Genomic DNA, 342 nt, shown 5'->3' on the forward strand with positions numbered 1-342 from the left:
GCGACCCGGCGCTCGATCCACCGGCGTCGCACCCCGGCTGCGGATTTTCCATCGCCAACCGCAAGCCGCGCCCCGCCGCGGCCGGTAGGGCCCTGGCAAATTAAAGGAGGAGGCCGTCGCCGCAGGGCGACCGCCGGGGGACGTTTGCACAGGGGCCGACCGGTCGCGGCGGGGCCCCACACGCTCGCGATGAACCTGATCGAAGAAGGGAGAAGAACCGTTTGCTCGGCACGGTATGATGGCCGCTCCCCCCGATCATTCACATCACGTGAACGATTGCGACTGTTCTCCTCTCCCCCACGGACCTCTCGTTCGCATGCGCATCCTGCTTGCCCGCAACGG

It is taken from the genome of Stenotrophomonas sp. SrG (assembly GCF_050031795.1).
GTDB classification, from domain to species: Bacteria; Pseudomonadota; Gammaproteobacteria; order Xanthomonadales; family Xanthomonadaceae; genus Stenotrophomonas; species Stenotrophomonas rhizophila_A.